The following is a 480-nucleotide window of genomic DNA, read 5'->3' on the forward strand; positions in this document are numbered from 1 at the left end:
GGTTACAGCTTTGGGCGTGCCTGCGGCGTGGGTGCTGGCGCGGATGGATTTTGCCGGACGGCGCACGGTTTTGCGCCTGCTGATGCTGCCTTTCGTAATGCCGACTTTGGTGGCGGGCATGGGCGTACTGGCTTTATTTGGCGCACACGGTATGCTGGCGGCAGGTTGGCAGGACACGCCGTGGCTGCTGATTTACGGCAACGTGTTTTTCAACCTGCCGGTTTTGGTGCGCTCGGCGTATCAGGGATTTATGCGTGTGCCGCAGGCGCGGTTGCTGTCGGCACAATCTTTGGGCGCGGACGCGTGGCGGCGGTTTGTCTGGGTCGAATGGCCGGTGGTGCGCGCGTGGGTTGCCGGTGGCGCGTGTCTGGTGTTTTTATATTGTTTTTCAGGCTTCGGACTGGCCTTACTGCTCGGCGGCGAACGTTTTGCAACGGTGGAAGTGGAAATCTACCGGCTGGTGGCGTACGAGTTGGATAT

The 480-nt window shown here is 60.4% G+C and carries 1 protein-coding gene; it reads left to right on the forward strand.

Going from position 1 to position 480, the window contains the following annotated elements; genetic code table 11:
• Nucleotides 1-480, forward strand: a 480-nt coding sequence (locus tag ACTHUR_RS19625) for an ABC transporter permease (protein ID WP_440400463.1), incomplete at both ends; no start/stop codon positions are given.

Source organism: Neisseria sp. P0021.S007, from assembly GCF_051956855.1.